Genomic DNA, 24,117 nt, shown 5'->3' with positions numbered 1-24,117 from the left:
ATTAATTGTTAAATTTAAATAGCAAAATGTATGCAAATATATTCCTTCTCAACCGTTTTGGAATAAAAATTGTAAATGTTGAATTATTAATACACGAACTATGAAATTTACACATCTATTAGGAATAGGAGCAGTTGCCCTGTCAATTGCAGCTTGTACGACTAACCCGATCACGGGAAGATCTTCATTACAGATTGCAAATAACTCTGAAATACTGACAATGTCTGCTCAGGAATATAAAACGACACTGTCTAAATCTAAGATTATATCAGGAACTGCAGACGCTAAAAAAATAGTAAGTGTAGGAAGCAGAATCAAAAGTGCAGCAGAAAGATACTATCAAAGCATTGGAAGATCGGCAGATCTGGCGAATTACAGCTGGGAATTTAATCTTATTCAGAGCAATGAACTGAATGCCTGGTGTATGCCTGGCGGGAAAGTTGCAGTATACACAGGAATTCTTCCGGTTACGAAGAATGACAACGGTCTTGCGGTTGTGATGGGACACGAAGTTTCACATGCCTTAGCAGGACACGGAAATGAGAGAATCTCTCAGGCTATGGTCGCACAATATGGAGGTTCAATTTTGGGTGGAACAATTTCCAACTCACAATGGGCCGGAATTTTCCAAAAAGTTTATCCGATCGGATCTCAGGTAGCATTATTAAAATACGGAAGAAACCAGGAGTCAGAAGCGGATCAGATGGGACTGTATCTGATGTCTATGGCAGGATATGACCCAAGAGAAGCGATCCCTTTCTGGAATAGAATGGAAGGAGCGTCTTCAGGATCAAGACAGCCTGAATTCCTTTCTACTCACCCGAATCCTGAAACAAGGATCTCAGATATCAATAGAGACCTTCCCAAAGCTTTGGAATATTATAAAGCTGCCGGAGGGAAAATATAACATCAGAATTTTTAATCTTGTATAGAGCCTTATTTAATTTTCACTAAATTGGGTAAGGCTTTTTTTTAACACCAACCACTAAACACAATATTTATGAAAAGTTTATCAATTACAGGACTGATCCTGCTGGCCGTTTCGGCACTGCTTTTTTATCTGACCACTGATTTTACGGTAGGGGGAATTACCATCTCCCATATGATGGGCGTAATGGCAGGAGTAGGAATAGGTCTTATTATCGGCGGAATGGTAGGATATGTAAGCAAAGGAAGTGCGCTGAAAGCTGAAGAGAAAAGAAAAGAATTCAAACAATTACAGAAAGACAAAGAAGAACTGGAAAAACAGGCGGCAGAAATTGCCCAACGTGAAGCAGAACTTCAGCGACAAAATCAAAACCCTCAAATTTAAATATTTGAGGGTTTTTTATAGATGTTATTTTCGAATTATTTAAACTTATAGCCTACACCTACTAAGAACAGGTTAGGTCTGTTGTCATATCTGATCTCCGAACCGGAAACCTTATTGATGAAGTTTCTTTCGTCTTTGCTGAATGAACCTTCATATCTTGCGTTGATAAGCAGTTTCTTGATTTCAAGCTGTGCTCCAAACTGATAGCCTACAGTGAAATTGTTTTTAACATTTTCCTTAAAATCGTTGTACGTATTTTCCTTGCTTAAATTATAGCTGGCTACAGGTCCTATGAAGACCCCAAGCATATCTCCCAGAACATTATGTCCTAAAAGAACAGGCATATCTAAACGGTTGCTTTTCACATCAAAAGTAGTATTCTCCGTAGTGAATTCATTTTTGAAGTGCGTGTAGAATAATTCCGGCATTACATAGAATGAACCCGGAAGTTTAACTTTTAATGAAAGACCCGCGTTGAAGCCTGCATTGTTCTTTCCTGTTCCCTCAATGGCGTCATTCACTGTTCCTTTGATGTTTTTCCATGAAGGAGAGCCCGTCGGGAATATTAAGTTAGCTTTTGCAGCCAGTGAAATCTGTGCAGAAGCGAACATTGAAAACCCGATTAACGCTATACTAAGTACCTTTTTCATTATCGTCTATTTTAGTGATTGTATTTTCAATCGTTTTATTATTTTCAAGTAAATATTCTCTCAGTTCTTTAAACAGTTCTGAAGAATAAACGAAGTCAATAAGATTTTTATTGCCTGCCGTGATCAGAACATCTTTGTTTCCTTCCCATTCTTTGATTCCCAATCTCAGGTATACAATTTTCTCCCCGATCGTCATCACAGAGTTCATATCGTGGGTATTGATGATGGTTGTCGTGTTGTATTCCTTGGTGATTTCAAGAAGAAGATCATCAATAATATTGGAAGTATAAGGGTCAAGTCCGGAGTTCGGCTCATCACAGAACAGATACTTCGGGTTGTTGACGATGGCTCTTGCAATGGCCACACGTTTCTGCATTCCTCCCGAGATCTCGGATGGGAATTTTCTGCCGGCTTTGTCAAGATGCACTCTTCCTATTACTTCAAAAACCCTTTTCTTTTTTTCACGGAAAGTAAGGTTCGTAAACATATCCAGCGGAAACATAATGTTTTCTTCCACGGTTAACGAGTCAAAAAGCGCACTGCCCTGGAATACCGTTCCGATCTCTGAACGCAGGTGCTGTTTCTGGTCTCTGGTCATCGTATTGATATCATTCCCGTCAAAAAGGATTTCTCCTGCTGAAGGCTGGTATACATTCAGTAAGCTTTTCAGGAAAACAGTTTTTCCCGAGCCACTCTGCCCGATGATCAGGTTCACCTTTCCTTTGTCGAAGGAAGTTGAAATTCCCTTAAGTACTTCGACATCACCAAAACTCTTCTTAAGATCTTTTACCTCAATCATCAGCTTAATATTAATTGGGTTAAAATTAATTCGGAAATGATAATAAATACCATTGTCCATACTACGGCTTGTGTACTGGCTCTACCTACCTCCAGTGATCCTCCTTTTACGTTATATCCGAAATAGGAAGGAACGGTAGCAATGATAAAGGCAAATACGGTAGTTTTTACAAATGCATAATACACGAATAAATTGGGCATATACATCTGAATCCCTACGATATAGTCGTTTTCCGTCCAGTTTCCGGTCAGCATACCTGCCAGATGTCCGCCGCCGATACCGAATACGATACTGATGGCAATCAAAAGAGGATTGAAAATAACGCAGGCACAAATTTTAGGTAATATTAGGAAGTTGGGAGAGTTCACCCCCATGATGTCCAGGGCATCGATCTGTTCAGAAACCCTCATGGTTCCTATACTGGATGCGATATATGATCCTACTTTACCGGCCAGGATAAGACTGATAATGGTTGGGGAAAATTCCAGAACCAAAACAGCTTTCGTAGCATATCCCACGAATGCTGGTGGGATGGGAAAAGAGGAAGAATCAAAGTTGTTGAACATCTGGATAGCGACTACCGCTCCCACAAATATAGAAGTGAAGATCACAAGCCCAAAAGAATTGACGCCGAGATCATTAATTTCTCTCATGAACAGCTTCCAAAAAACCCTCATTTTCTGGGGTTTCTGCAAGGATTTACCTAGAAGGATAATGTATTCTCCTACTGCTGTGAAAAACTTTTTTAACATGCTGCTAAATTAGACTTTTTTATTTAATTAAGTAAGGCTCAGTTGAAGGCCTAAAGTTTATTTAACCTTAGAAGCAAATATGATTCCTCAATTGTAATCTTAACCTTTTGTTTGATTTATTTTGCGTTTTTATCTCCTGCGATCACCAGTAAAACAGTCTTTAAAACAATGACCAGATCCAGTACAAAACTCCAGTTCCTTACATAGAAAGTATCTGCAAGGATTCTTTTTTTCATCTCCACTTCCACATCTCCATAATCTCCGCGAAGTCCGCTTACCTGTGCAAGGCCCGTAATTCCTGGAGAAACCATACTTCTTAAACTGTATCTTCCGATCTTTGGTTTGTAGTAATTGTCCACGGCCAGCATATGAGGGCGGGGTCCTACAATAGACATTTCCCCCTTCAGTACGTTGATGAACTGGGGAAGCTCATCAAGGCTGGTTTTTCTGAGAAACTTTCCAATGGTGGTGATTCTTGAGTCGTTTTCTTCCGTGGTTTTCGTTGCAGATTCATTATTAACGATCATTGTCCTGAATTTCAGGCAGGAAAACACTTCTTCATGGAAACCGTATCTCTTTTGTATAAAAAAAACAGGGCCTTTAGAAGTTGCTTTGATGAGAATAGCAATAACTGGAAATAGCCAGGAGCAGAGAAATACCAATATTGATATTGAAAATAAGATATCGAAAGTCCTTTTTACCAGAAAATTGGAATAATAGTCCAGTGGATATTTGGCCTGGCTTAGAACCGGCTGTGTCTGAATGTATCCAAGATCATACAGGAAAAAATCACTCTGTGTAATGCTCGGAATCAGGGAAACGTGGACCTTATTGTCTTCTGCAAGCTTGAAAATTTCTTTCTCCGTATCCTCATTGAACATATTTTCAGTAGATAAAAAAAGGGTGTGAATTCCGTTCTTTTTCCAGAAACCAACAAGTGTATTGGGATTGATGGCCGGGCCTTCATATTCGAATATTTTATATCCGTAATCCTTTCTGTCTTTAAATATATTCTTTAAAATCTCGGTAGAGCTTGTTTCTCCCAAAAACATGACATTTCTGTAATTAATCCCCAGTGAACGGAAATATTTTATGGTAAAATAGATGACCGATTTTGCAAGGAAAATAAAGAAAAACAGGTAAAATGAGAGCCAGTAAATATCTGAATTGAAAAAAACATTTTTGCTAACCCTTCCGATGAGGAGAACTCCCAGTATAAAAAACAGGAAATGAATCAGAAGGCGTTCCAAAAACAAAGTATACGTAAGATTCCTCTGAATGTTATAGATTTTTGTCCTGCCGCTCAGCAGCATCCAGAACAAAAAGAGTAGAATCAGTGAGAAAATATTTTCATACCATGTTTCTCTATGGTATCTTAAGTTTTCATTCCTGCTTATAAAAAAGAATATAAAGATAGATGCAATAACCATAAGGTCAAGCAAAATAATAATCGATTTCAAGTATCTAGAGTATCGAATTCTCTGCATCTATCGGTGTTTAAACGGATACGAAGAGCTAAGGTACATATTTTTTATGGTATATCTCATATTCGATGAATATTATCAATTTTCGTCCTACTACTTGGATACTTCATGAAGAAAACCATTCATAAGAATAAAAAATAATCTCATTCAAATTTGCTCTGTAGAATCTAAGGGAAGTGATCTTTATGGGATATTCAAATATTTATGAGTCTGAACCGAAGCCTGCCATTCCGGGTGAGCCAGAATAAAATCGGTGATCTTTGGGTACATTTCATCACGTTTGCTCCATTCGCTCTGAAGATATAACCTGCAGTTTTCAGAAACTTTTGCAGCCTGCTCGTCAGCAAATTTAAAATCATTATTATTAAAAATAATCATTTTAAGTTCGTGAGCTTTAGCATAAATTTCTTCTTTCGGAAGCCCGGTTTTCTTTGGTGAAAGGGTAATCCAGTCGATTTGTCCGCTTAAAGGATACGCTCCTGAAGTTTCAATATGTATCGTGCAGCCTAATTCTTTCAATTTAGAAGTTAAAATATCTAAATTCCACATTAATGGTTCGCCACCGGTCAGCACAATAATTTTACAGTGTTTTGCGGCAGTTTCTGCAATTTCTTCAGCATTCATCAAGGGGTGCAGCGTAGGATCCCAGCTTTCTTTAACATCACACCAGTGGCAGCCAACGTCGCAACCTCCCAGTCTGATAAAGTAAGCCGCTTTTCCGGTATGCGCACCTTCCCCTTGAATAGTGTAAAAATGCTCCATCACAGGGAGCATTTTACCTTCTTTTAATAAAATATCTTCTTCTTTATTCATTTTAAAATTAGTCGTTATAGACCGAAGTTTTGTATGCAATGATGGTGTTCTTCATCAGCATGGCTCTGGTCATTGGGCCTACACCTCCCGGTACCGGCGTGATCCAGCTTGCTTTGGCTGCACAGCTGTCAAAATCTACGTCACCCGCAAGGTAATATCCTTTTGGAGAGTCATCATCCACTCTTGTGATACCCACATCCACGATTACCGCACCGTCCTTAATCATATCTCCTTTCAGGAAATGAGGATCACCTAAAGCAGTAATAACGATGTCTGCTTTTTTTGTATATTCTTCGATGTCTTTTGTGTAAGAGTGTGTTAAAGTCACGGTAGAGTTACCCGGGAAATCTTTTCTTCCCATCAGGATGCTCATAGGTCTTCCTACGATTTTACTTCTTCCAATGATCACACAGTCTTTTCCTTTAGTTTCAATATTGTATCTTTCCAATAATGTCAGAATCCCGAATGGTGTAGCAGGAAGGAACGTATCCATTTCCAACGCCATTTTTCCGAAGTTTTCAGGGTGGAAACCATCCACATCTTTTCTTGGATCAATAGCCAGAATGATTTTCTCCTGATCGATCTGATCCGGTAAAGGAAGCTGTACGATAAAACCGTCCACTGATTTAGATTTATTCAGCTCATCGATTTTTTCCAATAATTCAGATTCAGAAACCGTACTTGGGAATTTGACAAGCGTAGAACGGAATCCAACTTCCTCACAGTCTTTTACTTTACTGTTTACATACGCCTTGCTCGCTCCGTTGTTTCCTACAAGAATCGCTACCAGGTGCGGTGCTCTTTTCTTGCTTTCAAGGATCTTTTCCACTTCAACCTTGATCTCCGCTTTTATTTCTTTGGATACTTTAAGTCCGTCAAGAATTTCTGCCATTTTTACTTTTTTTACTTTTATTTAGATTTTATTGAATACAACAATATCCTGGAACTCATCGGCACCTTCCTTTTCTACATCAGTTCTCCAGAACCCTCCTTTTACGGTCGTTACTTTTAGTCCTGCTTCTGCTGCCATCTGGTTCAGCAATGGAATGCTTACCGCGATATTGGCTGCGGTTACTTTATCATCCATAAGTCTGTATCCTTCATACTGATGAGGAAATGGCATGGTTCCAAATTCCTTTTTAGATTCATCATACAGGAAGAATGTGGCCAGACATTGTCCGCCGCTGTTCAAAACTCTGCTGATCTCGCTCAGATATCTTTTGATCTCAGGAATCTGCATGTGAGTGAAGACTGAGAAGAGAAATGCTTTGTCAAACTGGGCATCATCATAAGGAAATGTAAAATCTTCCGCTTTTTGGCTGAAAGTATTGTACAGATCATTATAAATCGGGGTAAACTTGAATTTAAAATTCGGATGTTTTTGGCCGATATTTTTATTGCACCAGTTGATTCCTTTTTCTACAGCATCAAAACCATCGTAAGTTCCTTTATCAATGATTCCGGTAAGGGCTACAGCGGTTCTTCCGATTCCGCATCCTACATCCAGCACACGATCGGTATTTTGTAAGCCGATATATTTTTTCAGCGCATTGGCCTGACGGATCCCGTGAGGAATAAAGTCGCTGCCTCCTACATAAATATCTCCCTTTTTAGGCTCGTTTTTAGATCTTTTTCCGGTAAACCCGTCATAGAGGTCTATCGGGAAGTAATAGAGCTTTCTCCCCAAAAGCCTGAGGCCCGGAGGAAGTTTATAATAATATGACCGTAATGCAGACATCTGCTATTTATTTCCTTTATAATAATTGATCAATCCGTTGGTAGAACTGTCATGAGAACTTACCGCCTCATTGTTTTCAAGCTCAGGAAGGATCTTATTGGCTAACACTTTTCCTAATTCCACTCCGAACTGATCGAAGCTGAAAATATTCCAGATCACACCCTGAACAAAGATTTTATGCTCATACAAGGCAATCAGCTGTCCCAGTGAAAAAGGAGTTAATTCCTTGAATAATATAGAGTTGGTAGGTGTGTTTCCGTGGAAGACTTTATAATTTAGAAGTCTGTCAATTTCTTCATCACTTTTCCCTTCATTTCTTAATTCCTGTTCTACTTCCTCTTCAGATTTTCCGAAAGCAAGTGCTTCAGTCTGAGCAAAAAAGTTAGCTAAAAGTTTCGGTTGATGATCAGAAACGGCATTGCTGCTTTTCGCATAAGCGATAAAATCGGCAGGAATAAGTTCTGTCCCCTGGTGGATCAATTGGTAAAAGGCGTGTTGTCCGTTGGTTCCCGGCTCACCCCAGATAATCGGTCCTGTTTCGTATTCCACGAATTCACCGTTTCTGTCTACGCATTTTCCGTTACTTTCCATATCTCCCTGCTGAAGATAGGCTGCAAATCTGTCCAGATATTGAGAATAAGGAAGGATCGCGTAAGTAGTGGCAGCATAGAAATTTCGGTACCAGATGCCTAAAAGCCCCATCAACACAGGAATGTTTTCTGAAAAATCTGCAGTCTGGAAATGCTGATCGGTGTCAGAAGCTCCTTTAAGAAGCTCTTCAAAATTCTCATATCCTACTGCCAGAACAATGCTAAGGCCGATAGCGCTCCAAAGAGAATATCTTCCGCCTACCCAGTCCCAGAACTCAAATATATTTTCTTCTGCAATTCCGAATTTTTTAACAGCTTCAACATTAGTGGATAAAGCCACGAAATGTTTCGCCACATCTTCCTCTTTTCCAGCTTTCAGGAACCAGTCTTTCGCAGAATTGGCATTCGTCATCGTTTCCTGAGTGGTAAAGGTCTTGGAAGCAATAATGAATAAAGTGGTTTCAGGATTCAGTTTTTTAACGGTTTCAGCAATGTGATTCCCGTCTACGTTTGAAACGAAGTGAACGTTTAATCTTGTTTTAAAATGTTTTAAAGCTGAACAAACCATCACCGGTCCAAGATCTGAACCTCCGATTCCGATATTCACAACATCAGTGATTTCTTTTCCGCTGAAGCCTCTGTGCTCTCCTGAAATGATTTTTTCAGAGAACGTTTTCATGTGATCAAGAACTCTTCTGATCTGAGGTTTTATGTTTTCATCGTCTACGATGATTTCTTTATCCGAAAAATCCCTCAAAGCTGTATGCAGAACTGCTCTTCCTTCTGTTTCATTGATTTTGTCACCTGAAAACATTTTGGAAATAGCGTCTTTCAGCTGACACTCTTCTGCCAGATGAAGCAGAAGTTCCTTAGTTCTTGAATCGATCAGGTTTTTAGAATAATCAAAAAGGAAATTGTCCTTTTGTATAGAAAATTCATTGAAACGCTCAGGATTGTACTGAAAAAGACTTCTCAAATCAAAGTCATTTCCTGCAAAATGTTCGTCAAGAGCCTTCCAGCTGTTGGTTTGTATAGGATTTATTTTTGATAGCATACTTTTGGAATTTAGTAGATTCAGAAAATGATGGGCTGGATCAAAATGTTTAAAATCCATATCATTTTATTTCTGATGTGCAAATTTAAGGAAAAATAAAACCTCAGATAAATTTGAGCACGATAAATAACATTTTTTTAAAAAACAAACCCCAGATCAGGTCTGAGGTTTGATGGTTATTGTTTGGTGAGAGATAGTGGGGAAAGTTATAATAATGTGTTCTCGCAGATTGTACGGATAAAGCAGATAAGCATTTTTTGACGCAAAGAAATTGATTATCCTAATGATAAAGGGAAGCAAAGAGCGGAATTAATTTCATTGATTCGATTGAGCAGATGCTTTATACCGATAGCTTCATTAGTGACGCAGTCACAGTCTTTGCCTTCCTTAAAACTAAATACTAACAAGATGAAGCTTTGCGTTAAAAAAAACTTGATCTCTTACCCAAGTTTTGCAGGTAATTTGAGTTATTCATCCATTTCGTTCAGGATATTTTCCAGACGTTTGGCATTTCTTCCGTAGATGTATTTTGTCCATAGTACAATGCTGGTGACAATGGCTACCGTTCCGATCAGAACGCTGATGATTAAAGCCTGCTGATAAGTGCTTGACATATCACCTAAAGATTCTCCTTTTTTCTCCAGTATATTATAGAATTCCAAACCAAGTGTGATCATAAAGTGTGGAAGAAGCAGGAATCCGAAAGACTGGTATCTTTCCATGTTCAACTTCAGTTCGTGGTATATTTTCCAGAGGCTGTTCTTGGTATTTCCGTCGTACAGTTCGGTCTGCTTATAAAATTTATAGAATCCGAACAGGTAGTAAGAGGAGATCACAACCAGCATCGCATACGAAGTGTAATAAATAATATATTGAGATTCCGGAAAACGGAGCTGCTGTGGAAAGAAGGCGATAAGAATGACGGCAATCACCTGCATTGGAAATTCCGCTTTCATGCTTTTCTGGATCTTTTCGATAGGATGTTTGCTTTTCTTGAGCTGTTCTATGGTGTTGGGAATGTTGACGCTGTCGCCGTCTTCGTTATTCCACTGTTCTTTTAATTGATCAAAATTCATAGCCTGATTTTTTTATGATTTGCTGTATTTTTTCTTTGGTTCTGTTAAGTTTTACACGGGCATTGCCTTCGCTAAGCCCCAGGTTGTCTCCGATTTCTTTGTGAGACATTCCTTCCATGAAATAAAAGATGACGGCTTTTTCCAGTGCTTTAAGTTCCTGGACTGCAGCGTAAAAAACTTCTAATTGCTTGTCCTTGGCAGGATTATAGTCTTCATTCTGGACCTCAAAATGATGGGGCACCTCGGTTTGATTATGCGTCCGCTGCTTTTCTTTTTTTAAATAAGTGATTGCGGTGTTGATGGCCACACGGTACATCCATGTAGAAAATTCACTGTTCCCCTTGAAGTTCTGGTAAGATTTCCACAGCTGAATAAGGATTTCCTGCTGCAGGTCTTCCCGGTCTTCCAAAGAATCCGCATAGATACGGGAGGCCTTGTACAGAATGCCTTTGTGCTGGTTGACGAGCTTTAAAAAAGCGGTTTCAGTTTGACTGCTCACGATGATTTCATGGTTTGGTTATACATTATAAGCTTGATACCGGTTTCACGGTGTATCCTTTCGCTTTCAGGAGATGGATCACACCGTTGTCACCCATAAGATGTGCGCCTCCCACGGCAAAGAAAGCACTTTCTTTTTTCATCATTTCCGGCATTTTTTCTGCCCAGTTTTTATTTCTGTCCGTAAGCATGGCTTTTTCCTGCTCGGCATTCATCATTTTATCATCTTTAAAGAGGGTGTAAAGGGAGTGTACATCTTCTTTTTTAAAGGCATTGACCATTTTGTTAAGCAGGGTTTCATATTCTTTTCCCATTTTTAACTGTTGAATGACTGCTTTCAGATCATAAGCTTTATTAATGGAGGTCATCTGATCCTCTACTTTTTCAAGCCCTGAGACTTTCTTTTTACTTTTCAACGCATTTTTGAGAAGTTCTATTTCATACATTTTTATGTCAGTCTGTGGACACGGTATAGCTTTCATTGAAATCAGAGCATATAATGCCTGTGAACTGGAATGGTCCATCTTCTTTAAATCTGTTCCGTAATCAGCGAGGATTTTATCCAGTTCCTTGGCTTCCGCAGGACTAAGCTGATCCGATAGTTTTTTATCCGTCTGATACATTTTCTGCATGGCTGTCATTTCAGCGGGATCTGTATAATTGATCTCCATCACAAACTGATCAGATTTTTCCAGAGCTTTCATTACTTTAGACTTAATCTCAAAATCCTTGCTGCACATCACATGACAGGTTCCTGCAATATAAGAAGGTTGGGTAAGGCCATTTCCGGAAACTTCCCAGAGTGTACTGTTTTCTGTGCCTGTATTCTGAGCCTTTGTGGTCATAAAGGTTGCCGATAATATTACTGCGAACCCAAGTTTTACTAAATTTTTCATATAATTAAAGTTTTTGATTATTCATTCTTTTAATCAGTAGGTAAGGGGAGTACAATGATCGTTACAGTTTTTTTTGAAAAAATAAAAAACCTCCCGGAAAAGGAGGTCTGTAAAATCTAAAATTATGATGATAACCAGCTGGTTAGGATTGCTTTTGTTATTCCTGAACTTTTGTGTGTTCAGACTTTGTCAATTTTCTTTTTCTCAAAAAATAAAGAACGACACCTAGGATTAAGACTATAGGCCAAATAGTGATAAGTCCCACAGCGATCTTTTGAATCAGGTAAAACCCTTCGACGAAGGCATTTTTAGCGTCATATATAAAATTGAATTTATATTGATTGTCAATGTTGCGGGTGTTGGTCACTGCAATTTCAGCAATACGAAGTTTAGGCTCTTTGATGTAAATGTCTATTGTGCTGTATTTGATGTTGTCACTAGTATCCATAGTAGCCAGCTGCTGCAGGTTTCCTTCCGCCATATTGTCGTTGTCAAGATTTACTTTGTCTTTATTCGTTTTAAGCTGATCAATATTTTCACCTGTCTTTTTAATTCTTTTACCTTCCATTTCTGCATACTTGATGTTGGAGGTTACATCTTCCGCATTGATGGTTCTGTAATTGAGGAATACTTTTTTATCATTAATTTTTGTAAGCAGTTCACCTAGCTTTTCCGTTGGAACGCGTACCTTCATCGTATTTTCTGTCTGGTATTTTTTGATCAGCATGGCTTCATTATCTGAAGTATTGTAGGTGTCTTCTGAAAGGATACTGCTTTGAAGATTGCTGTGGGTCACAAATCCTCCAAGATCCTGAACAGTCTTTTCAATAGAAACGGTCGCTTCGTACACGTCTTTGACTTCCATATTCACATCAGCGGTTTTAATGAACTGTCTGTCCTTTACTTCCATAGTGGCGGCAGAAGAAACACTGTCTGTAACCATGGCAACAGTAGAATCTGAAGCAGAAACTTCTGTGGCGGCCACTTCTCCTTTTTTACACGAATAGATTCCTAATAAAAGAACTGCTGACAGGGATAATTTAATGTAAGTCGTTTTCATAGCGTTGATTTTTGTGGGTTTTCTTAGGTCAAAGTTCTGCCAGGATCCTTTGTAATATTTGAAAATCAACCGCAAAAAGTTTGTAAAGAAATATTTCTGTTTTAATTTATTGTAAATGAGTGTTTTGTAAAACAGGTGGTCATGGAACAGCTTGTTTTCGGAGCAGTTTTTGCTTAACTTTTACAAATCAATCCCACAAAACATTACTATGTCAAATACTTTTTCCAAAATCAGAAACGCTATAGAATTATTCAGATCCATAGATTTTGAACAACTGAGTGCTATTTCTCAAAAAGTTGATCTGCCCAAGCTGATGCAGAATTTCTCCAAACTGGACGATAAACAGTTGAACGGAATGATGAAAATGCTTGATCCTAATAAGAAAAAGCGGGAACTTCCGCCTATTGATGGTGATTTTTACGACATCTATCATACACTGACTCCGGAGCAACGTGAGATTCAGCTTAAGGTAAGAGCGTTCATGGAAAAAGAAGTGAAACCTCTCGTGAATCATTACTGGCTCAGAGATGAATTTCCTTTTGAATTGATTCCAAAATTCCAGAAACTGAATATCTGCGGTGTGACCTATGAAGGATACGGCTGTCCGGGTATGCCTTTTCTGATGGAAGGGGTTATTGCGATGGAAATGGCGAGAATAGATGCTTCTATTGCTACATTCTTTGGCGTCCAGTCAGGATTGGCGATGGGATCTATTTATATATGCGGATCAGAAGAGCAGAAACAGAAATGGCTTCCCCAAATGCAGAAGTTTGAAAAAATAGGTGCATTCGGTCTTACGGAACCTGAAGTAGGATCCGGAGCGGCGGGTGGTCTTACGGTAACCTGTAAAAAAACGGAAGAAGGCTGGATCCTTAACGGTCAGAAAAAATGGATTGGAAATGCAACATTTGCAGACCTGATCATTATCTGGGCAAGAGATCTTGACAGTGGAGAAGTGAAAGGATTTATCGTAGAAAAAGATAATCCGGGCTATTCCGTTGAGAAAATCAAAGGAAAAATGGCACTCAGAATTGTACAAAACGGATTGATCACTTTGACGGATTGCCTTGTAACCGAAGAAAACCGTCTGCAAAACGCCAATTCATTTAAAGATACCGGAAAAGTTCTCCGCATGACCAGAGCCGGAGTAGCATGGATGGCCACGGGGTGTGCGAGAGGAGCTTACGAAAGTGCATTGCAATATACCAGAACCAGAGAGCAGTTCGGGAAACCGATTGCCTCATTCCAGATGATTCAGGGGCATCTGGTGGAAATGCTTTCTAATCTTACGGCCATGCAGACCATGGTGTTCAGATTGTCAGAAATGCAGGATGAAGGAATTTTAAAAGACGAGCATGCTTCGCTGGCCAAGGTTTTCTGTACCCTGAGAACCAGAGATATTGTCTCAAGAGCAAGAGAAGTGCTGGGAGGAAATGGTATTCTCCTCGAATATGATGTGGCAAGATTTGTTGCCGATGCTGAAGCCATCTATTCTTATGAAGGAACAAAAGAGATCAATTCACTGATTGTGGGAAGATCCATCACCGGATTCAGTGCATTTGTATAGGATTCAGGTGGCAGGTAGCAGATAATAGGTAGCAGGTAGCAGATGGTAGGTTGCAGGTGAATCTGCGCAAGGTTACCTGCTACCTGCAACCTATAATCTATTACCTAACTAAAGCTTTATATTTCTCCCGGTCATCAATAATTGCCCAAATATTGATCAGGAACATAACGACAGCCGTGATGATCCCCATCTGGTTCGGGTCTCTGTATATATTGTGAATAACGATTCCTACCATGACCGGAAGGAGGATAATAGCGCCCAAAGCTTTGGTCTTTTGGAAGATAAATAATACTCCGCCAACAATTTCTACGATTCCCACTAAGGGTAACAGCCAGCCGATTTCGCTGAATGCAGCAAAGATTTTGATCTGCTCATCAGACATTTTAGGCATGGGTGAATAGTGGAAGAATTTGTTCAGTCCTGCATTGATAAACATCAATGCAAATATGAACGAAAGAATAAATTTTACGATTTTCATGATTGTTGATTTTATATCAAATGTATAACAAAAATGATATTCGCGTATGTGTTTTTATTAAAATTTGTTAATGTTATTCCTTTATCCCGCTATTGTGATTAAATTATGATTTCCATTTGATATATTTGTTATTCAAATTAAACTAAACAATCGTATTATGTTGAAAAAACTTCAAAAATTAGATCGCGAGAATTTAAAGAAAATTAATGGAGGAGGAAGAGAGCCTATCTGTGATTTCGGACCAGTAGGTTGCCCTTGTAAAATTCCACCAGGAGATCCTTGCTTAGGAGGAGGTGGTGGCGGCACCAATCCGGGAACGGATTTAGGTTACTGTCCGGACAATCAGTCTTACATTCCATGCGACCAAACCTGTCCAAGCGGAATGAGCCCATTCTGCGCTCTTACAGTTTAAAAAAAATAATGGCTGTCTTTTTATAAGGCAGCCCTCTTTTTTATAAGTGATAAGTAATGAGCAATTAGTAATAAAGGAAACAAATAGTAGTCATTACCCATTATTCATGATCAGTCCATTTCCTTCAGCGTAATATTCTTGGAAATCTTGTAGCTCTTTTTCTTTTTGTTAGGTTTTTCTTCCTCGCCAAGCAGTTTACCCCAAGGTTTTAAACCTTCTACTCTTTCAAAAATGATTTTAATGATGGCAATCGCCGGAATACACAGAAACATACCTGCAATTCCCCAAAGATGTTCCCCTAAAATAATCCCGATAAAGGAAAATAAAGCATTGATTTTTACTTTTGACCCCACTACAAATGGAAGAACGATATTTCCATCAATAACATGAATAGCGATGTAACCAATAGCTACATAAACACAGGTAGATGGTGTTCCGGTGGCAAAGGCAATAAAGCATGAAATTAATAAGGAAATACAGATTCCCAGATAAGGAATGACATTGAGTAATCCCGTCAGAACAGCCAGAAGGATAGCGTATTTTACCCCTAAAATGGTAAGAACAATAGAAGAAAGAATAGAAACAATCAAAACCTGCAGACAAAGCCCGAAAATATATTTCTTCGTCATCACACGGATTTCGGTTACTACTTCCTGAACACTGGCTTTATGCTTTTCGTTAAAAACCGTTACAATGAAGTTATTAAGAATTCTTCTGTAATTTAAAATAAAGATGAAAAACAGGGTGAAAAATACGATAAACCCAAACCCGCTTGAAAATATCCCGAACGTGAAACCAAGAATCACTCCGGAAGAGGATAGCAGTTTATTCAATCCCTGATTAATATAATCAAGCTGTTCATCAATCTTTACATTGAATGTTTTTGAAATCCAGTGTTGCAGATTATTGAAAACGGTGGTCACCTGATCTCTCAGATGCGGCAGATCTTTACTGAAGTCAGAAAGCTGTGATCCGAAGAAGTAAATAATTCCGGCTAAAATAGCTAGCATCACAAAAACCGAAGTCATTGTCGAGATGGATCTTGGAAATCTTAGCCTTCTTTCCATAAAAGTAGCGGCCGGAAGAAACAGCATGGCCATTAAAAAAGCCAGGAAGAAAGGCGCTAAAATGCTCTGTCCAAGCGCTAACAGATAACCAAGACCAATGATGGAAATGGTAACCATTGTCAATTTAACAAGAAACGGGAGTCTAAGGAAATTCATAATTTTTCAAATCTGTCGGATAAAAATAAGAAAACACAGCTAATTAAAATACCCTTTTCGTTTAATTAACATAATTCTTTTTGATTGAGGAGATGCGCGATAATGCCGTGTGGTATGTCTTTATTTAATTTATTCTCCGCCTTTTTTATCATGAATGGCTTTTGTAAATTTCAAAAATATCACGCAGATTTCTCTGATTACACAGATATGTTTGTTTCGCTGAATAAAATCTTAGATTTTCATAAAACTTAAGTGCTCTTCCTATGCGCAATGTACTGAGCTTACAATCACTAAAATGTTAAAAAGCTTTTGCATCTTTTGTGGTTAAATAAAAAACGCACCCCAGACAAAATCTGAGACGCGTTTCCTTATTGAGAGTTGATATGTTCTGATTTATTTTTCGATCGCAAAATCGATTACCTCTTCCATTCTGTTGACGTAATGAACTGTCAGGTCTTTTAGATAATCTTTTTTGATCTCTTCCACATCTTTTCTGTTGGCCTCACAAAGGATCACTTCTTTGATGCCTGCTCTTGTAGCTGCCAGAAGTTTTTCTTTGATTCCGCCTACAGGAAGTACTTTTCCTCTTAACGTTATTTCCCCTGTCATCGCAAGATGAGGTTTCACTTTCTTATTTTTGAATGAAGAAACCATAGATGTCAGCATCGCGATACCTGCAGAGGGTCCGTCTTTCGGGGTTGCTCCTTCCGGAACGTGAACGTGGATGTTTTTCTTATCCAGATCTTCCTGTGGGATTCCCAGATCATCATGTCTGGCTTTGATGTATTCCAGAGCGATAGTGGCGGATTCTTTCATCACCGTTCCTAAGTTTCCGGTCATAGTAAGGCTTCCTTTTCCGTTGCTTAGAATACTTTCGATGTACAAAATATCTCCACCCACACTTGTCCAGGCCAAACCAGTCACTACACCAGGTACACCCGTGATTTCAGAGAGGCTTTTAGGTCTTGGTACGCCAAGGATCTCATCTATTTTTTCAATAGTGATTTTTGGATCATATTCTTTTATCAGAGCCGTCTGAAGAGCTACCCATCTTGCAATGGAAGCAATTCTTTTCTCTAAGGTTCTTACCCCGCTTTCTGAAGTGTGTGCTTCAATAATATGTTTAAGTTCAGGATTTCCAAGTTTAAATGATTTTGCATCCAAACCGTTTTCTTCCTGTTGTTTTTTTATTAAATGTCTTTTTGCGATCTCTGTTTTCTCTTCCATCGTATATCCGGCTATTTGGATGATTTCCGTTCTGTCCAGAAGAGGAGTCTGTATCGTGGAAAGCGAATTCGCTGTAGCAATGAACATCACTTTGGAAAGATCGTAGCCCATTTCTAAGAAATTATCATAGAATGCATTATTCTGTTCAGGATCAATAACTTCTAAGAGCGCAGAACTTGGATCACCGTGAAGTCCCTGAGCAATTTTATCAATTTCATCAAGAACAATTACCGGGTTGGAAGTGCCTGATTTCTTGATAGATTGCAAAATTCTTCCGGCCATAGCCCCGATATAGGTTTTTCTGTGTCCGCGGATCTCACTTTCGTCATGAAGTCCGCCCAGAGATAATCTTACATATTTTCTGCCTAAAGCATCAGCCACAGATTTTCCTAAAGACGTTTTTCCAACTCCCGGAGGCCCTACAAGCAATAGGATAGGGGATTTCATGTTGTTTTTCAGTTTCAAAACAGCCATGTGCTCCAGAATCCTTTTCTTAATATCTTCCAGCCCGAAGTGCGCTTTGTCTAAAGTTTTTTCAGCTTTTGCAATGTCGAAAACATCTTTTGTGTAAGTTTCCCACGGAAGATCCGTGAAGAAGTCAAGGTAATTTCTCTGAACATTATAATCCGGAGAATTAGGGTTCTGACGCTGCAGCCTGTTGATCTCTTTCTGGAAATGATCTTCCACTTCCTGGTTCCATTTCTTTTTTCTAGCCTTAATGATCAGGTCTTCCACATCGCTTTCCGGACCGCCTCCCAATTCATCCTGGATGGTTCTGATCTGCTGGTTCAGGAAATATTCTCTCTGCTGTTTGTCAAGATCCTTTGAAGTTTTCTGGTGGATCTGATTTCTCAGTTCCAGTTTTCTGAAATCCTCATGCATCATTTCATAGCACTTATTGGCCCTTTCCATCAGGCTTTTTTCTTCAAGAAGTCTTTGTTTTTCGATAGATGGGAAGCTTGAGTTCGTGCAGATGAAATTAAGTAGATCATCATTGTTATTGATATTCTTGATCGCAAAATTGGCTGCATTCGGAATATTCGGATCCAGTTCAATAATTTTTAATGCAAGATCCTTGATGTTCTCAAGCAGAGCATCATATTCTTCCTTATTTTTCGGCTTCGAATCTTTTAATTTGGTGATTTCTGCTTTGAAATAAGGCTGGCTTTCTACGATTTTTTTGATTTTAAATCTGTGGAAACCTTTAGTAATCGCGGTGATGTTACCTTCTGGTAATTTGATGATCTTAATAATCTTGGCAAGCGTTCCGGTCTGATACATATCTTTCTCGGCAGGCTGCTCCAGATCTGAGTTTTTCTGACTCACGATCCCAATAAAATCACCATTTTTCTGTGCTTCTTCAAGCAGCTGTATCGATGTTTTTCTTCCGGCAGTAATAGGAATTACTACGTTTGGAAACATGACCATATTTCTTACGGGAAGTATAGGGAATATTCTCTGTTCGGAATTCTTATCAGTCTCCGAAAAGTCTGAAAGATTGATCTCCTCGGCTACAATGTCAAACCCATCGCTGATCATTTCCTCTAAACTGATATCTTCAAATTCTGTCATAGTTCATGAAATGACAAATTGTCATCTTCGTTTTAAATCGTTAAAATGATATTTTACAATATGCGCTGAAAACGTGCAGCGTATTATGGTTCTCTAAATTGCACAATACCTATGCCATTTGTTTTTTGCTAAAAAATATGGTCAAAATTTCCTTTTTTCAGTAATCTTTCATTTTAAAAATTAAAATAAAGGACTTCTGCTTCTCTAATTTCTTAAAAATGTGTATTTTCGCAAACTGATAAAAAACTATAATATATAAAATGGCAATTTTAGGACAGATTAGGAGTAAGCCTTGGCTTTTGATGGGAGTGATCGCATTGGCGCTTTTAGCGTTTCTCGTAAACCCGGACAGTATCGACAAGGTTTTTGGAAAAAATCCTGATGTTTTAGGAAAAGTAAACGGTGAGAAAGTCACCCGCGAAGAGTTCAATGATCAGCTTTTCGTACTGCAGCAGCAGGCTGAACAACAGGGCCGTCCAAAAACGGGACTTGAAGAGCAGGCTTGGCAGTTACTTGTACAATCTAAACTTATCAAGCAACAGTTTGAGAAATTGGGCTTTGAGATGACAGATGACTATTTCTGGAATCAGATCCAGTATGATCAGATGTTTGCCCAGCAACAGCAGTTCTTTGATGAGAAAGGTAATTTTAAAACTCAAGAACTTAAAAAAGAAATTGAAACATTAAAAAGCACCAACCCGGAAGGCTACAACCAGTGGCTGAAAACCAGAAAAACTGTTGAATACAGACTGATGGCAAGACAGGTGTTTACTAATATTTCAGCAGGTATCACTACTGGCAAGAAAGAAGCTGAAGAGCTTATGAAGCAGAGAGACCAGTTAGCTGACATCGATTTTGTAAAGATCGACTATGCAGCATATCTTCAGAAAACGAAGATCAACGTTACTACGGCAGACCTTGAAAATTACATCAAGCAGCACCCTGTAATGTTTAAAGCAGAGCCTAGCAGAAATGTTGGAATCGTATATTTCCCTTCTACACCTAGCCCTGCAGATGATGCAGCAGCACAGAAGGAAATCGATAAATTATTCTCAGGAGGTACAGATGCAAGCGGTGGAGCAGAAAACTTCCAGAACACGAAGAATGACTCTATGTTTGTAATGGCGAATTCTGATATGCCTTTCAATAATCAGTATTCAAAACCGAACCAGTTGCCTCAGAATATTCAGGGACAGATTGCTACTGCAGCTATCGGACAGACTTTTGGACCATACAAGGAGCAGAACTTCTATGTAGTTTCAAAACTTTTGGATAAAAAGACTTCTGATTCTACATTGTCAAGACACATCCTTATTGCTTTCAAAGGAAGCCCGGCAGGAGAAGGGGTAACAAGATCCAAGGAGCAGGCTAAGAAATTGGCAGACTCTATCGGAGCTATCGTTAAAGCTACTCCGGCTAAATTTACAGAGTTCCTGAAACTTTCTAATGACCCAAGTTCAGCAGCTCAGGCAGGTAGCTTAGGATGGACTACTCCGGAAACGCCTTTCGTTCCAGAGTTCCTTACTTATTTGGCTAATAACCCTAAAGGTGCTACAGGTGTTGTAGAAACACAATTCGGATATCACATCATCAACATTGAAGATAAAAAAGCAGGGTCTATGAGCTATAAAGTAGCTAACCTTGTGAAAGAAGTGAAGCCTTCAGATGCTACAGAAGCAGAATCTGATAAAAAAGCAAGAAGATTCATTCAGCAGGTTCAGGGGAAATCTTTCAACGATTTCGTGAATATTGCTAAAAAAGGAAACTATCAGTTCTCCAATCCTAAAGCAGCCAAAAGATTTGATGGCCAGCTTCAGGGTCTTGGTACAGATAAAGACGGAGAAATCTTAGCTTGGGCTTTCGATAAGAAAAGAACAAAAGGAGACACAGAATTCTTTACGGTAGAAGGTACAGGAGACAAGATTGTAGTATATCTTAACGGAAAACAGGAGGCAGGTCTTGCAGATCCTGAATCCGTAAGAGATCAGATCGAAGTAATTGTTAAAAATAAATTGGCAGCAAAACAAATCTCTGATAAAATTGCAGGAGCTAAAGCTTCTAACTTAGATCAGATTGCTAAATTATTTGCTTCTACAAAACAGGCAGCTCAGGTTAATATGCTTAACCCTTCAGTAGCAGGTTCTATGGAACCTAAAGTGGCCGGTGCAGCATTCGGTGTGGCGAAAGGAAAACTTTCTAACCCTATCGAAGGTGGAACAGGAGTTTATGTTCTGATCAAAAAATCTGAAACCGTAAACAAGCAGCCGGGTGACCTTAAGCAGTTTACTGAGTCTATTACCCAGAGAAGTGCAGGAATGTTCGGACAGGCTTGGATGAAGAGCCTTCAGGATAATGCAGACATCGAAGATTACAGAATCGAGATCTGGAACAAGATCGGAAACCAACAACAGTAAGAAATTAATTTTTACAGATATAAAAGCGGCAGAATTTTCTGCCGCTTTTTTGTATTTAACGCAGAACAATAAAGAAAAAGATTAATTTAAAATGTGTTATATTTGCTTATTAGAAAAAAATTAGCAAGTGAAGTTCAGTAAAGAATTAAAAGCTGGTGTGATCGCACTTTTAGCTATTGTAGGTTTTGTAGTGTTGTTTCAATTCATGAAAGGCAGAAGCCTTTTTACTACCGATAATATATTTTACGCAAAATACGATAACGTAGAAGGACTGGCACAGTCGTCTGCGGTTTCCATCAATGGTCTGAAAGTAGGGCAGGTCGATAAGATTATCCCGAGAACAGCAAAAGACGGAAAAATCAGTTTTATCGTAAAAGTTACGGTAGATGACAAATTCGAGTTTTCGAAAAATTCAACCCTTGAAATCTTTGAACCGGGTCTTATGTCCGGAAAAGAGATGAGAGTTAACCTTATGTACGGCGGTCAGACAGCAAAAGATGGAGATACGCTTCAGGGAGCTTTCAAACTGGGAACTTTGGGAAGTCTTTCTTCTCAGGTAGGTCCGGTGAAAGATCAGCTGCAGACGGTTTTACATCGTGTAGACTCTTTGATGGCTAACGCAAATCTACTGGTAGACGGACAGAACAGAGCAGAGATCAAAGCTTTACTTTCCAACCTTAACAAGACTGTAGGTGCTTTGCAGACTACTGCAGGAAGTGTAAACAGCCTTGTAGGACATAACGATCCTAAACTTCAGAAGGTACTTGATGACGCAGCGGTGACGATGCAGAGCGGAAAGGTAACATTGGATAAATATGGTAACCTTGCAGAAAGCATTGATACTAAAAAATTGAATGCAGCCATCTCCAATTTAGATGCTACCGTAGGAAAACTGAATCAGGTAATCGCCGGAGTTGATAACGGACAAGGAAGCTTAGGTAAGCTAATGAAGGATGAGCAGCTTTACAATAATCTGAATTCTGCCTCCACAAACCTGAATTCATTGATTGAAGATATGAAAGCCAATCCTAAGAGATATATTAATTTCTCAGTTTTCGGTAAGAACAATAAAGACTAATCACCTTATGCAGTACATCGATAACATTATTTTTCTGATCTTATTAGTTGCTGGATTTGGGCTGTTTGCAAAAAGCCTGCTCAAGATTTACAGAAATATCAAGCTGGGACGAGAAATCAACAGAAGCGACAGGAAATCTGAGCGCTGGGAAACCATGGCACGAGTGGCGATGGGCCAGAGCAAAATGGTGAAACGCCCTGTAGCGGGTATTCTCCACCTTTTTGTATACGTAGGTTTTGTGATTATCAATATCGAATTGATTGAAATTATCGTTGATGGAATCTTTGGGACCCACAGATTCTTAGCTTCAATTTTCGGACACGGTTTCTACAATTTCTTTACAGCGACTTTAGAAGTTCTGGCGTTGCTTGTAGTAATCGGAGTGGTGGTGTTTTTCATCAGAAGAAACTTTTATGGCGTTAAAAGACTGACCATGAAAGAACTTTTCGGATGGCCGAAAAACGATGCCAACTGGATCCTTATCATTGAATTTGCGCTAATGATGGCTTTCTTTAGCATGAATTCTGCAGATTACGTTCTCCAGATGAGAGGTGTTCTTGCGGAACATGGAAGCTTTCCGATCAGTGAAATGACATTGGTTCCGTTTTTAGAAATTTTCAGTTTTGATAACGGGTTTCTGATGTTTGTTGAAAAAGGAGCATGGTGGTTCCACTTTGTGGGGATTCTATTCTTCATGAATTATCTTTATTACTCAAAACACCTTCATATCATTTTGGCATTTCCAAGCACTTGGTTTGCGAATCTTGATAAAAAAGGAAAATTCAATAACCTTGATTCTGTAACCAAAGAGATTAAGCTCATGATGGATCCTAATGCTGACCCTTACGCCGCACCGGCTGAAGGAGATGCTGCAGATGTTCCGTCTAAATTTGGAGCTGAAGACATCTTTGACCTGAATCAGGTACAGTTGCTTAATGCCTATTCCTGTACAGAATGTGGTAGATGTACTTCGGTATGTCCTGCCAACATCACCGGGAAAAAACTTTCTCCGAGACTGATCCTGATGAAAACCAGAGACAGACTGGAAGAGGTAGGCCGGAATATCGACAAGAATGGGAAATTCGAAGACGATGGTAAGAAGCTTCTGAATGATTATATCACCAAAGAAGAGCTTTGGGCGTGTACTACCTGTAATGCATGTACAGAAGCCTGTCCGGTATTGCTGGATCCGCTTTCTATTATTTTCGAAATGAGAAGATTCCTCGTGATGGAACAGTCCGCTGCGCCTCAGGAACTGAATCTGATGATGACGAATCTAGAAAACAATGCCGCTCCTTGGCAGTATAACCAGGCAGACCGTTTGAACTGGGCAAATGATTAATTAGTGTAACAATGTAAAATAATGTAGCAATGTAGCAATCATTGGTAAACTGGTACATTGACATATTGGTAAATTTGAAAAA

22 protein-coding genes are annotated in these 24,117 nt (G+C 39.1%); 7 read left to right on the top strand and 15 right to left on the bottom strand.

Annotation, left to right across the window (positions count from 1 at the left end):
* The first annotated feature begins 100 nt into the window (after positions 1-100).
* Together BM143_RS19395 and BM143_RS19390 are read left to right on the top strand one after the other, a co-directional pair.
* A complete protein-coding gene (locus tag BM143_RS19395) occupies positions 101-907 on the top strand; it encodes a M48 family metallopeptidase (RefSeq protein ID WP_047452744.1) in 807 nt (268 codons plus the stop codon).
* A 93-nt stretch (positions 908-1,000) separates the two neighbouring features.
* Entirely contained in the window at positions 1,001-1,312 is a 312-nt protein-coding gene (locus BM143_RS19390) for a hypothetical protein (protein WP_034726902.1), read from the top strand.
* A gap of 35 nt (positions 1,313-1,347) precedes the next feature.
* On the opposite strand, the gene BM143_RS19385 is transcribed toward BM143_RS19390, so the two are convergent.
* The 12 genes from BM143_RS19385 to BM143_RS19330 form a co-directional block, all read right to left on the bottom strand.
* Positions 1,348-1,962 carry an outer membrane beta-barrel protein gene (locus BM143_RS19385; RefSeq protein ID WP_034726903.1) on the bottom strand — a complete coding sequence of 205 codons (615 nt, stop codon included), beginning with the start codon at positions 1,960-1,962 and terminating at the stop codon, positions 1,348-1,350.
* A complete protein-coding gene (locus BM143_RS19380; protein WP_090026519.1) occupies positions 1,946-2,761 on the bottom strand; it encodes an ABC transporter ATP-binding protein in 816 nt (271 codons plus the stop codon). Before BM143_RS19380 ends, BM143_RS19385 begins: the two co-directional genes overlap by 17 nt.
* A complete protein-coding gene (locus BM143_RS19375; RefSeq protein WP_090026517.1) occupies positions 2,761-3,513 on the bottom strand; it encodes an MlaE family ABC transporter permease in 753 nt (250 codons plus the stop codon). Before BM143_RS19375 ends, BM143_RS19380 begins: the two co-directional genes overlap by 1 nt.
* 116 nt (positions 3,514-3,629) lie before the next feature.
* Positions 3,630-5,000: an exopolysaccharide biosynthesis polyprenyl glycosylphosphotransferase gene (locus BM143_RS19370; RefSeq protein WP_090026515.1), complete on the bottom strand. Its 1,371-nt coding sequence runs from the start codon at positions 4,998-5,000 to the stop codon at positions 3,630-3,632.
* A 180-nt stretch (positions 5,001-5,180) separates the two neighbouring features.
* The gene (locus BM143_RS19365; RefSeq protein WP_090026513.1) at positions 5,181-5,810 is read right to left on the bottom strand and encodes a 7-carboxy-7-deazaguanine synthase QueE; all 630 of its coding nucleotides are present in this window, start codon (positions 5,808-5,810) and stop codon (positions 5,181-5,183) included.
* 7 nt (positions 5,811-5,817) lie between these two features.
* Complete coding sequence (locus BM143_RS19360; RefSeq protein WP_034726908.1) at positions 5,818-6,702, bottom strand: bifunctional 5,10-methylenetetrahydrofolate dehydrogenase/5,10-methenyltetrahydrofolate cyclohydrolase; 885 nt, start codon at positions 6,700-6,702, stop codon at positions 5,818-5,820.
* Positions 6,703-6,723: 21 nt separating this feature from the next.
* Positions 6,724-7,548: a class I SAM-dependent methyltransferase gene (locus BM143_RS19355; RefSeq protein WP_090026511.1), complete on the bottom strand. Its 825-nt coding sequence runs from the start codon at positions 7,546-7,548 to the stop codon at positions 6,724-6,726.
* A 3-nt stretch (positions 7,549-7,551) separates the two neighbouring features.
* Complete coding sequence (gene pgi, locus BM143_RS19350; protein WP_090026684.1) at positions 7,552-9,192, bottom strand: glucose-6-phosphate isomerase; 1,641 nt, start codon at positions 9,190-9,192, stop codon at positions 7,552-7,554.
* A 467-nt stretch (positions 9,193-9,659) separates the two neighbouring features.
* Positions 9,660-10,268 (bottom strand): hypothetical protein, encoded by a 609-nt coding sequence (locus BM143_RS19345; protein WP_034726909.1) that lies wholly within the window; start codon positions 10,266-10,268, stop codon positions 9,660-9,662.
* Positions 10,258-10,767, bottom strand: coding sequence for an RNA polymerase sigma factor (locus BM143_RS19340; protein WP_034726910.1), 510 nt, complete (start codon positions 10,765-10,767; stop codon positions 10,258-10,260). Before BM143_RS19340 ends, BM143_RS19345 begins: the two co-directional genes overlap by 11 nt.
* Before the next feature lie 25 nt (positions 10,768-10,792).
* Positions 10,793-11,662 (bottom strand): TraB/GumN family protein, encoded by an 870-nt coding sequence (locus BM143_RS19335; protein ID WP_090026509.1) that lies wholly within the window; start codon positions 11,660-11,662, stop codon positions 10,793-10,795.
* Positions 11,663-11,819: 157 nt separating this feature from the next.
* Positions 11,820-12,722, bottom strand: coding sequence for a DUF4349 domain-containing protein (locus tag BM143_RS19330; RefSeq protein WP_090026681.1), 903 nt, complete (start codon positions 12,720-12,722; stop codon positions 11,820-11,822).
* A gap of 208 nt (positions 12,723-12,930) precedes the next feature.
* On the opposite strand from BM143_RS19330, the gene BM143_RS19325 reads away from it, so the two are divergent.
* Positions 12,931-14,289 carry an acyl-CoA dehydrogenase family protein gene (locus tag BM143_RS19325; RefSeq protein ID WP_090026507.1) on the top strand — a complete coding sequence of 453 codons (1,359 nt, stop codon included), beginning with the start codon at positions 12,931-12,933 and terminating at the stop codon, positions 14,287-14,289.
* Between the two features lie 100 nt (positions 14,290-14,389).
* Here the strand turns inward: BM143_RS19325 and BM143_RS19320 are convergent, their stop codons facing one another.
* A complete protein-coding gene (locus BM143_RS19320; RefSeq protein ID WP_090026505.1) occupies positions 14,390-14,767 on the bottom strand; it encodes a DoxX family protein in 378 nt (125 codons plus the stop codon).
* A gap of 157 nt (positions 14,768-14,924) precedes the next feature.
* On the opposite strand from BM143_RS19320, the gene BM143_RS19315 reads away from it, so the two are divergent.
* Positions 14,925-15,179, top strand: a complete 255-nt coding sequence (locus tag BM143_RS19315) for a hypothetical protein (protein ID WP_090026503.1) — start codon at positions 14,925-14,927, stop codon at positions 15,177-15,179.
* A gap of 110 nt (positions 15,180-15,289) precedes the next feature.
* Here BM143_RS19315 and BM143_RS19310 read toward each other — a convergent pair whose 3' ends face one another.
* Positions 15,290-16,402: an AI-2E family transporter gene (locus BM143_RS19310; RefSeq protein ID WP_090026501.1), complete on the bottom strand. Its 1,113-nt coding sequence runs from the start codon at positions 16,400-16,402 to the stop codon at positions 15,290-15,292.
* 393 nt (positions 16,403-16,795) lie between these two features.
* Positions 16,796-19,201 (bottom strand): endopeptidase La, encoded by a 2,406-nt coding sequence (gene lon / locus BM143_RS19305; RefSeq protein ID WP_090026500.1) that lies wholly within the window; start codon positions 19,199-19,201, stop codon positions 16,796-16,798.
* A gap of 260 nt (positions 19,202-19,461) precedes the next feature.
* On the opposite strand from lon, the gene BM143_RS19300 reads away from it, so the two are divergent.
* The 3 genes from BM143_RS19300 to BM143_RS19290 all read left to right on the top strand — a co-directional run bounded on the left by BM143_RS19300 (position 19,462) and on the right by BM143_RS19290 (position 24,035).
* The gene (locus BM143_RS19300; RefSeq protein ID WP_090026498.1) at positions 19,462-21,615 is read left to right on the top strand and encodes a peptidylprolyl isomerase; all 2,154 of its coding nucleotides are present in this window, start codon (positions 19,462-19,464) and stop codon (positions 21,613-21,615) included.
* 127 nt (positions 21,616-21,742) lie between these two features.
* Entirely contained in the window at positions 21,743-22,693 is a 951-nt protein-coding gene (locus BM143_RS19295) for an MlaD family protein (RefSeq protein WP_090026496.1), read from the top strand.
* 7 nt (positions 22,694-22,700) lie between these two features.
* The gene (locus tag BM143_RS19290) at positions 22,701-24,035 is read left to right on the top strand and encodes a 4Fe-4S dicluster domain-containing protein (protein ID WP_090026495.1); all 1,335 of its coding nucleotides are present in this window, start codon (positions 22,701-22,703) and stop codon (positions 24,033-24,035) included.
* Positions 24,036-24,117: the final 82 nt, after the last annotated feature.

Source organism: Chryseobacterium oleae (assembly GCF_900115055.1).
Lineage (GTDB): Bacteria > Bacteroidota > Bacteroidia > Flavobacteriales > Weeksellaceae > Chryseobacterium > Chryseobacterium oleae.
This window is presented reverse-complemented; position numbering and strand designations above follow the sequence as displayed.

What these genes read in the sequence shown, in the direction of transcription:
- BM143_RS19310 (WP_090026501.1), bottom strand. Translation starts at nt 16,402, where the DNA reads ATGAATTTCCTTAGACTCCCGTTTCTTGTTAAATTGACAATGGTTACC.
- BM143_RS19380 (WP_090026519.1), bottom strand. Translation starts at nt 2,761, where the DNA reads ATGATTGAGGTAAAAGATCTTAAGAAGAGTTTTGGTGATGTCGAAGTA.
- BM143_RS19320 (WP_090026505.1), bottom strand. Translation starts at nt 14,767, where the DNA reads ATGAAAATCGTAAAATTTATTCTTTCGTTCATATTTGCATTGATGTTT.
- BM143_RS19365 (WP_090026513.1), bottom strand. Translation starts at nt 5,810, where the DNA reads ATGAATAAAGAAGAAGATATTTTATTAAAAGAAGGTAAAATGCTCCCT.
- BM143_RS19375 (WP_090026517.1), bottom strand. Translation starts at nt 3,513, where the DNA reads ATGTTAAAAAAGTTTTTCACAGCAGTAGGAGAATACATTATCCTTCTA.
- BM143_RS19345 (WP_034726909.1), bottom strand. Translation starts at nt 10,268, where the DNA reads ATGAATTTTGATCAATTAAAAGAACAGTGGAATAACGAAGACGGCGAC.
- BM143_RS19290 (WP_090026495.1), top strand. Translation starts at nt 22,701, where the DNA reads ATGCAGTACATCGATAACATTATTTTTCTGATCTTATTAGTTGCTGGA.
- BM143_RS19325 (WP_090026507.1), top strand. Translation starts at nt 12,931, where the DNA reads ATGTCAAATACTTTTTCCAAAATCAGAAACGCTATAGAATTATTCAGA.
- BM143_RS19370 (WP_090026515.1), bottom strand. Translation starts at nt 5,000, where the DNA reads ATGCAGAGAATTCGATACTCTAGATACTTGAAATCGATTATTATTTTG.
- BM143_RS19395 (WP_047452744.1), top strand. Translation starts at nt 101, where the DNA reads ATGAAATTTACACATCTATTAGGAATAGGAGCAGTTGCCCTGTCAATT.
- BM143_RS19385 (WP_034726903.1), bottom strand. Translation starts at nt 1,962, where the DNA reads ATGAAAAAGGTACTTAGTATAGCGTTAATCGGGTTTTCAATGTTCGCT.
- BM143_RS19390 (WP_034726902.1), top strand. Translation starts at nt 1,001, where the DNA reads ATGAAAAGTTTATCAATTACAGGACTGATCCTGCTGGCCGTTTCGGCA.
- pgi (WP_090026684.1), bottom strand. Translation starts at nt 9,192, where the DNA reads ATGCTATCAAAAATAAATCCTATACAAACCAACAGCTGGAAGGCTCTT.
- BM143_RS19315 (WP_090026503.1), top strand. Translation starts at nt 14,925, where the DNA reads ATGTTGAAAAAACTTCAAAAATTAGATCGCGAGAATTTAAAGAAAATT.
- BM143_RS19300 (WP_090026498.1), top strand. Translation starts at nt 19,462, where the DNA reads ATGGCAATTTTAGGACAGATTAGGAGTAAGCCTTGGCTTTTGATGGGA.
- BM143_RS19360 (WP_034726908.1), bottom strand. Translation starts at nt 6,702, where the DNA reads ATGGCAGAAATTCTTGACGGACTTAAAGTATCCAAAGAAATAAAAGCG.
- BM143_RS19335 (WP_090026509.1), bottom strand. Translation starts at nt 11,662, where the DNA reads ATGAAAAATTTAGTAAAACTTGGGTTCGCAGTAATATTATCGGCAACC.
- BM143_RS19355 (WP_090026511.1), bottom strand. Translation starts at nt 7,548, where the DNA reads ATGTCTGCATTACGGTCATATTATTATAAACTTCCTCCGGGCCTCAGG.
- BM143_RS19330 (WP_090026681.1), bottom strand. Translation starts at nt 12,722, where the DNA reads ATGAAAACGACTTACATTAAATTATCCCTGTCAGCAGTTCTTTTATTA.
- lon (WP_090026500.1), bottom strand. Translation starts at nt 19,201, where the DNA reads ATGACAGAATTTGAAGATATCAGTTTAGAGGAAATGATCAGCGATGGG.